This window comes from Listeria costaricensis (assembly GCF_900183385.1).
Taxonomy (GTDB): domain Bacteria; phylum Bacillota; class Bacilli; order Lactobacillales; family Listeriaceae; genus Listeria; species Listeria costaricensis.
In genome coordinates this window covers 1-8196 of record NZ_FXUT01000028.1, presented here as the reverse complement: position 1 = coordinate 8196, position 8196 = coordinate 1, and the positions used below count along the sequence as shown (strand labels likewise).

The window sequence follows — 8196 nt, the reverse complement described above, 5'->3', positions numbered from 1 at the left end:
TACGCGCTGGAAGGCATCATTCGCTCGTGTGGCGACACGCTGGTTTTCCTTTCGGAGCAGCTCGGCTTGTTTGCGGATTATAACGAGGCTTGTAAGGTGGCTTTCCGGTTGCCGGACAGTGGTGGCGTCGTGTTTGTGCCGGGGCAGCTGGGACTCGGGGCGCCGTTTTGGACGACGGATGTGCAGGCAGAAATCCTCGGCCTGACGCGGGCGCACACCAAGTGGTCCATCATTCGAGCCGGTTTTGCCAGTATCGCGTTTCAGATTAAGGCGGTCATCACGCAGATGGAGCGGCTCGCTGGGCGAAAGGTTAAGCGCTTGCAGGTGGATGGCGGGCTGACCAAGCTGCCTGAATTGATGCAGTTTCTGGCGGAGGTGCTGCAGGCCGAGGTGGCCACTTGTGCCGAAGAGGAGCTGTCGGCGATTGGGGTGGTCAGGATGGCAGGCGAGGCGGAAATAAGTGGTGATGCTGCGCATGTTTATCAGCCTAATACAGATGGCAGTAGGGTTTTGAGCGACTATGAAGAATGGTACCAATGTGTAGAAAAAAGTTTACAGACAAAACAACTTTAATCGATAACTTGAAAGTGAGGGATCAGCAAGATGGCAGGAAAAAAATGGCAGATGATCGAGTGGACGTTTGAAGGCCCGCATACAGGAAATCCATTTGTCGACGTGGAGCTATGGGCAGATTTTTATTTTAAACATCGTAAAGTCACCGTGCGGGGGTTTTATGATGGGAATGGCGTCTATAAAATTCGCTTTTTACCAGATGAAGAAGGTTCGTGGCGGTTTGAAACACGCAGTAGCTGCCCGGAACTTGACCATATCGAACGACTCTTTGAAGTTGCAGCACAAGCGCCCGATCAGCATGGTTTGGTGCAAGTCGATAAAGAGACGCATTTTGCTTTTCAGGACGGCACGCCTTATTTTCCATTTGGAACGACGGCTTATGTGTGGAATCATCAGTCGCCTGAAATGCAGCAGAAAACATTGGCAAGCTTTGCAGCGGCACCTTTTAATAAAGTCCGTATGTGCGTGTTTCCGAAATACTATGATTATAACACAACGGAACCTGCGATCTATCCTTTTGAAGGACAGCCGTTACATATTTCTGATGGTCATTTTGATGGGAAGGACTGGATGGTGAAAGAAAACGGTTTCGATTTTACGCGTTTCGTTCCGGATTTTTTTCAACAACTAGATCAGCAGATTGTCGCACTTGGTGAAATGGGAATCCAAGTTGATTTGATCCTGTTCCATCCTTATGATCATTGGGGCTTTGCTTCGATGGGGGAGGAAGCGGATTTGCGTTATTTACGTTACCTACTCGCCCGCGTGGCTGCATTTCCCAATGTCTGGTTCGCGCTGGCCAATGAGTATGATTTGATGGCGCTTGTCGGGCAAAAAGAACGCACGGCCTGGGATGAGCTGTTCAAATGTGTCAAAGAAGAAGATCCTTATGGTCACTTGGCCTCTATTCATAATTTCTATCATCCGCCGCTTCATTTTACAGACCACACGCACTGGTATGACCATCATAAGTCGTGGGTCAGCCATGTGAGCATTCAGCACGACACGATGTTTTTTGTGCCTGGTTGGCTGAAGGAGTACCGGAAACCAATTATGATTGATGAATGTCGCTATGAAGGAAATTTAAACCATGGTTGGGGAAATTTGACGGCTGAGGCGATGACAAGCCAGTTCTGGTTGGCAATTTGTCACGGCGGTTATGCCACGCACGGCGAAACCTATCTGAATGAGGACGGTTCGATTTTCTGGGCACATGGCGGTACGCTGAAAGGGGCAAGTGTCGAACGGATCGCCTTTTTGCGAAGCCTGGTGGAAGAAAATAACTGGCAGTTTGAACCGCTCGGCAGTGAAAGCTCGCACTGGGAAACAGCCGCCGGTATTGCGGAAGATGGTACCGTGCTGGTTTACTTGGGGGCTGATAGTCAGGCTAGTTTTAAAATTTTTGATATTTTACCCGAAGAGAAAACTTACACGGTCAACCTGATCGATACGTGGAACATGACCACCCAGCCGCTTGAAATCGTGGCGGATGCTGCAACAAAAATCGCTTTACCTGCTAAACCTTATCTGGCACTTCAATTCACAGAAATAGAATCAACTTATTAAATTTGGAGGTAAGAGAATGGAAAACGTAAAGGATTACCGCGCTAGTTTGGATGAAAAAATCTCTGTTCGCGAAAAATTTGCCTACGGGATGGGAGATTTTTGGACAAGTATGGTTTATACGATCATGGCTACCTATCTGGTCATTTTCTATACAGATGTGGCCGGGATATCTGCTGCCGCTGTCGGAACGATCATGCTAATTGTTCGGCTTATCGATGCTGTTTTTGACCTAAGTGTCGGGGCACTCGTCGATCGGACCAAGACAAGATGGGGGAAAACAAGGCCGTGGCTGCTTTGGGCCGGAATTCCCTTTGGCCTCGTACTCATTTTGCTATTCTTTTCGCCAAGTGCGAGTGATGCGCTAAAAATCACCTACGCTTTTGTCACCTATCTACTCATTAATATGATTTATTCGGCCGTCAACATTCCCTATGGCGCGCTGAACGCTCTAATCACGCAGGATAGCTACCAAAGAACACTGCTGAATATTTTCCGCATGACTTCGGCTTATGTGGGCGCTGTTATTTTGAACCTGTTTGCCATGCCATTGATCAATAGCTTTGAAAATGAGTCGATGGGCTGGTTCCTAACTTTCGGACTTGTCGGCGTGCTGATCCCATTCGGCTACCTGTTCACATTTAAATTTACCAAAGAACGTGTCACACCAAATGTGGTAAAAGACGGCACGAAAATCAGCTTGAAACGGGAGCTGAACGCCCTTTTTCATAATAAATACTGGGTGATCATGGTCGTGATGAGCCTGTGCGTTTGGATCAACTCCGGGATTACGAATGGTCTCAATGCCTACATGGCTAAATATGTTCTTGGCGACAGTAATCTTGTCGGTGTCATCGGGAATGTCGGCTTGATTCCGCTGATCATCGGTGTGCCGTTAATGGGCCCTGTCATCAAGCGATTCGGCAAAAGAAATACCAGTCTGATCGGCGTATTTCTAATCATTCCTGCCAGCTTGATGATCCTAATCGATCCAACTAGTCCAGCTATTCTCTATACAAGTGTGGCGCTTCGGTCGATTGCCAGTGTGCCGCTGACAGCCTCGATGAACCCGATGCTGACCGATACGATCGATTACGGCGAATGGAAATATGGCATTCGTTCAGAAGGACTTGTTTTCAGTGCCAGCAGTTTTGGCATGAAAGTAGGTGCCGGACTTTCAAGCGCCATGGTCGGCTGGATATTGGCCTTCGCGCACTATGACGGCACACTAGCCACGCAATCCGCCGCAACACTCGATTCTATCATTAATAGCTACATCTGGATTCCAATCGTGATGACCGTTCTGCTTGTTGTCCTGCTTTTTGTTTACAAATTGGATAAATTACAACCAGAGATCGTTGCCGAACTGAATGACGTACGAAAGATCCGCGTTGATTAAAAGTAAACGAGCGAGTTCCGCTGAGAATGCGGACTCGCTCGATTTTTATTTATGGAAAATATAGAGGGCGTCTTTGGTGAACGGTGTCATCGCGACGCGCGTTTTCCCTTCTTGGAAAGTTTTGGAGAGTGCTACCTGCTTACGAGTTTCCAAATCAATCGCATAGTCATTAGGAGAGGCAAACTGTCCTTTTAAGTAGACCGGCAGATTGGACGGCACATATAAAAGCACCTTGTCGCCCGACTCAGAAGCACGAATATCTGCAATCGGATTAGCGAGCACGTCCACCGGCGTCAAATCTGTCAGCTGATTTTCCAGAAGAAACTGTTTCAAAAACGCATAATCATTTGCCCCTTCAAAGTGAAGCGCCTGACGCCAATCAAACGGCGGCGTAAAGCCTTCCCCAATAGTCGAGCCGAACGTACTGTCCACGGTGTGCCAGCTCCAAATGCCATGTGCCCCGTAAGTAATCCCCGCAGAAGCGCCCGACAGGACACTTTGCCAAGCAGCTCGCCGAATGTCCTCACGACTGAACCGACCATATCGTTCCGGACTGTAACCGCCCATCATTTCGTAACACGGCTCAGAATTGATAACCGGTTTCGTTGGCTCAAGCTGACTGAAATGCTCGGCTAAGGTGTAGGCGGTTTGTTGATGCTCCACATTGTGCCCCGACTGGTAGAAATAGATATCCAAAGCCGGATGATTTTTAAGCCGCGCTGGAATTTCCCCCAAACGACCGCAGATATGCAAAACTTTTAAAGCGTCCGGCGCCTTTTCTGCCACCACATCGAGCGCATTCAGATAGTAATCCGTCACATTTTCAGTTGGAAAATCCGTATCCCCACTGATGACATAAATCGGATCAAATTGATTGAAATGCTCCATCATCATGGCCGTATAGGCTTTGACATCTTCCTTGCGAAACGCCGGTGAATGCCCAAATTTTGTCGCCCAGGTTTCCGGAATATAGTTGCACCAAAGCAGGACAAGTGCCGGCGTAAAGCCTTCTTCCACAGCCATTGCCAGCATTTTTTCAGCATGGGCAAAATACGCCTCATTTTTGTCCGCAAGATTTAAGAAGCCATCCTTTATGCCAAAAGGTTCCATCACTTCGCCCGCCACGCTGCGATCCCATTGCGGTAGAATGTTGATTTGCAAAACATTGAATCCTTGTTGCTTTCTAACATGCAAATAATACGCCCAGTCTGCCAGTGTAATATTCGTAAAAGCACTCCAAACGGTATCCGCCAGATAGAAGAACGGCTTTCCGTCCTTTTCAAGCCGGCGCTGATCTGTACTTTGTTTTAACATCGAATCTCATCCTCTCAGGTTTATTATAACTCAATCTACATAAGGAGCGAGCCATTCCGCGCATAAAGTGAACCAGTTGATCACATGGGCATTGTGATGGCTTGCTTTCCGCGCTGTCGTCCGATCACATAGCGCCAGACCGTGCTCGCCTTTTTCAAAAATATACATTTCAAACGGCACCTTCTGTTTTCTAAGCGCGAGGGCGAGCTTTAATGAATGCTCCACGTCTACCAGCACATCTTCTGTCGTATGCCAAAGGAAAGTTGGTGGGGTATCAGGGCTGACATGGTGCAGCAGGTTGAAATCATTGACCGCCTGTTCGGACGGATTTTTTGAACCAAAGATTCGCTCATTAGCCGTTTGCGCGTTTTGAACCAGCTGACTGCCAAATCCCAACTCATCTTCGGGATATTTTTCCTGATAGACTAGCGGATAGCCTAAAATCGCGGCATTGACTTGCAGCATCTCGCTGGTTGTGCCCAGTTTTTCTGCCAGCTTTGGATCCGCCCATTTGGTAGCCATATGAAGCGCCAGATGTCCGCCAGCTGAAAAGCCGCAAACAAAAATCTTATTGGGGTCCACCAGCCATTCTGCCGCATGTTCCCGCGCATATTTTACCGCATATGCCAGTTCGTACAGGGCATTTTGGGGAATGTTTTTCACTAGATCGCCCGTCGTGTATTGCAGCACCAAGCTGTTGAAGCCGATACTATTAAATTTGAGCGCAATCGGTTCAGCTTCCCGGTCACTTGTGAAAGCATAACCACCGCCCGGACAAACGATTACGAGCGGCCGAGTTTGGCCCACATTGTATTCCTGTGACTGATGCAGCAAGAAGGTATCAAAATAGGCTGTCTGATTAATGGCGACGCGTTCGTTTTTCATTCTGCTTTCCTCCTTATCCAATCAAGCCTTTGCTTCCAAAATAGGTTGACGATGATCTACATTTTTCCCGACATTCAAAAGCTGAATATCAGAAAGTGCGGCGCTATTTGTCACGATGATCGGTGTGGTCACATCATAGCCGGCTTCCTGAATCGCCGCTAAATCAAAGGTGCCCAGCACATCGCCCTGTTTCACTTCCTGTGTTTCTGTAACCGCGATATCGAAAAATTGTCCATTTAAGTTGACCGTATCGAGACCGACATGAATCAAGAGTTCCACGCCTTGTTTGGAAATCAGTCCGATGGCATGCTTGGTTTTGAAAACATTAAGAACCGTGCCGTCAAATGGGGCGCGAATTTCGCCATTCGTTGGAAGAATCGCCGCACCAGAGCCCATCATGCCGCTAGAGAATACTTCGTCTTTGACATCTTTCAAGTCGATCAGTTGGCCTTCAATGGGACTGTAAATCGTTTCATCTAGAACAGGTTGTTTTTCCGTTTCGATGGCCGGCTCTACCTTTTTATCCTTAAAGCCGAAGAAGAATGTTAGAACGAGTGCGAGAGCAAAAGCGACGCCGATAGAGATCATAAAGCCCCAGAAGCTGGAATCAAAGCCGTCAGTTGGGCTGATAAAGAGCGGAATACCAAAGATACCGCCTGAACCAAACGCATAGTATTTTGCTCCGGCCATACCGGCAATCGCCCCACCAAATGCAGATGCGATACACGCCATGATGAAGGGTTTTTTGTACGGTAAATTGACGCCGTAAATCGCGGGCTCCGTAATCCCGAACAGACCGGAAAGGGTGGCTGTTGCAGAAAGAGAACGCAATTCTTTGTCTCTTGTTCTCAGCATTACGGCCATTGCAGCCCCGGTTTGCGCAAAAGTTGTACAGAACAGCATCGCATTGATAGGGTCAAACCCGTAAACTGTAATATTATTAATGAAAATCGGAATGAATGCCCAGTGCAGCCCGAACATTACGGCTATTTGCCAAATACCTGCCAGAAGGAAACCGGCAATCATCGGACTAAGCGAGTAAAGACCTAAAGCGCCATCAGCCAGCAATTGACTTGCGTAAGTGGAAATAGGTCCGATAACGAGAAGGGACACTGGAACGACAATCACCAGCAACAAAAGCGGCACAAAGATCAGCTGCAAGCTTTTCGGAATAATTTTGACAAGACCTTTTTCCACCTTGCTCATAAAATAAACGGCTAAAATAACAGGAATAACAGACATGGTATAATTCATCAAAATAACCGGGATATGTAAGAAGGTTAAACTTGCCCCATTGTTATACATATCGACAAAAGTAGGATAGACAAGTGCCGCACCAATGGCAGCTGACATGTATTGATTCGTCTTGAAAACTTTCCCGGCAGAAAAGCCTAAAATAATCGGCATAAAGTAGAACATGGCGTCACTTGCCGCATAAAGGACCTCATAAACGCCATCTTTTTCACTAAGAAAGCCGAGTGCAACTGCTGCAACAAGGAATCCTTTCAGCACCCCGGAACCGGCCATGAGACCGAGTAGCGGCATAAAGATCCCTGAAATCAGCTCGACAAATTTATTAAAAAGATTTTTATGTTCGGTTTCCGTGTCATCATCAGTATTGCCATCTGGATTTATCCCCAAAACTTGGACCACTTCATCATAGACAAGCCCCACATGGTCGCCAATCACGACTTGATACTGCCCGCCGCTTTTCACAACCGTCATGACACCTTTCAGCGCTTTGATTTTATCCGTTTCAGCCATTTTCTCATCTTTCAATTTAAATCGGAGTCGTGTTACACAATGAATGACGCTGCGAATATTCTCTTTTCCGCCAACAAGTTTTACAATCTCTTTTGCAAGATCCAAATTATTCATTTGTTCTTCCTCGCCTTCCGTAATTTTGAAATGCTGTTTTTCACACGTGTTTCCCATTCTTCATATTCATTCAAAACCCTACTGCCATCTGTATTAGGCTGATAAACATGCGCAGCATCACCACTTACTTTCGTCTTGCCTGCCATCCTGACCACCCCAATCGCCGACAGCTCCTCTTCGGCACAAGTGGCCACCTCTGCCTGTAGCACCTCCGCCAGAAACTGCATCAATTCAGGCAGCTTGGTCAGCCCGCCATCCACCTGCAAGCGCTTAACCTTTCGCCCAGCCAGCCGCTCCATCTGCGTGATGACCGCCTTAATCTGAAATGCGATACTCGCAAAACCGGCTCGAATGATGGGCCACTTGGTGTGCGCCCGCGTCAGGCCGAGGATTTCCGCCTGTACATCCGTCGTCCAAAACGGCGCCCCGAGTCCCAGCTGCCCCGGCACAAACACGACGCCACCACTGTCCGGCAACTGAAATGCCACCTTGCAAGCCTCATTATAATCCGCAAACAAGCCGAGCTGCTCCGAAAGGAAAACCAGCGTGTCGCCACACGAGCGGATGATGCCTTCCAGCGCGTA

The 8196-nt window shown here is 47.9% G+C and carries 7 protein-coding genes; 3 read left to right on the top strand and 4 right to left on the bottom strand.

The features are described from left to right. From CS921_RS14790 to CS921_RS14780, 3 genes are all read left to right on the top strand, one after another. Positions 1–573: FGGY-family carbohydrate kinase (locus CS921_RS14790; RefSeq protein ID WP_240422387.1), on the top strand; the 573-nt coding region annotated here is incomplete at its 5' end. 30 nt (positions 574–603) lie between these two features. Further along, entirely contained in the window at positions 604–2139 is a 1536-nt protein-coding gene (locus tag CS921_RS14785) for a DUF5060 domain-containing protein (RefSeq protein ID WP_099225241.1), read from the top strand. Between the two features lie 16 nt (positions 2140–2155). Next, a complete protein-coding gene (locus tag CS921_RS14780; RefSeq protein WP_099225239.1) occupies positions 2156–3535 on the top strand; it encodes an MFS transporter in 1380 nt (459 codons plus the stop codon). Positions 3536–3580: 45 nt separating this feature from the next. Here CS921_RS14780 and CS921_RS14775 read toward each other — a convergent pair whose 3' ends face one another. The 4 genes from CS921_RS14775 to CS921_RS14760 all read right to left on the bottom strand — a co-directional run. Beyond that, the gene (locus tag CS921_RS14775; RefSeq protein WP_099225237.1) at positions 3581–4849 is read right to left on the bottom strand and encodes a glycoside hydrolase family 140 protein; all 1269 of its coding nucleotides are present in this window, start codon (positions 4847–4849) and stop codon (positions 3581–3583) included. Between the two features lie 30 nt (positions 4850–4879). Beyond that, entirely contained in the window at positions 4880–5734 is an 855-nt protein-coding gene (locus CS921_RS14770; RefSeq protein ID WP_099225235.1) for an alpha/beta hydrolase, read from the bottom strand. Between the two features lie 21 nt (positions 5735–5755). Then, a complete protein-coding gene (locus CS921_RS14765; protein WP_099225233.1) occupies positions 5756–7612 on the bottom strand; it encodes a PTS beta-glucoside transporter subunit IIBCA in 1857 nt (618 codons plus the stop codon). Further along, a partial coding sequence (locus tag CS921_RS14760) for an FGGY-family carbohydrate kinase (RefSeq protein WP_240422386.1) occupies positions 7609–8196 on the bottom strand: 588 nt, incomplete at its 5' end. The genes CS921_RS14765 and CS921_RS14760, both read right to left, overlap by 4 nt.

Bases quoted from the DNA above. Each gene is read 5' to 3' on its own strand.
- CS921_RS14780 (WP_099225239.1), top strand. From the start codon at position 2,156: ATGGAAAACGTAAAGGATTACCGCGCTAGTTTGGATGAAAAAATCTCT.
- CS921_RS14770 (WP_099225235.1), bottom strand. From the start codon at position 5,734: ATGAAAAACGAACGCGTCGCCATTAATCAGACAGCCTATTTTGATACC.
- CS921_RS14765 (WP_099225233.1), bottom strand. From the start codon at position 7,612: ATGAATAATTTGGATCTTGCAAAAGAGATTGTAAAACTTGTTGGCGGA.
- CS921_RS14775 (WP_099225237.1), bottom strand. From the start codon at position 4,849: ATGTTAAAACAAAGTACAGATCAGCGCCGGCTTGAAAAGGACGGAAAG.
- CS921_RS14785 (WP_099225241.1), top strand. From the start codon at position 604: ATGGCAGGAAAAAAATGGCAGATGATCGAGTGGACGTTTGAAGGCCCG.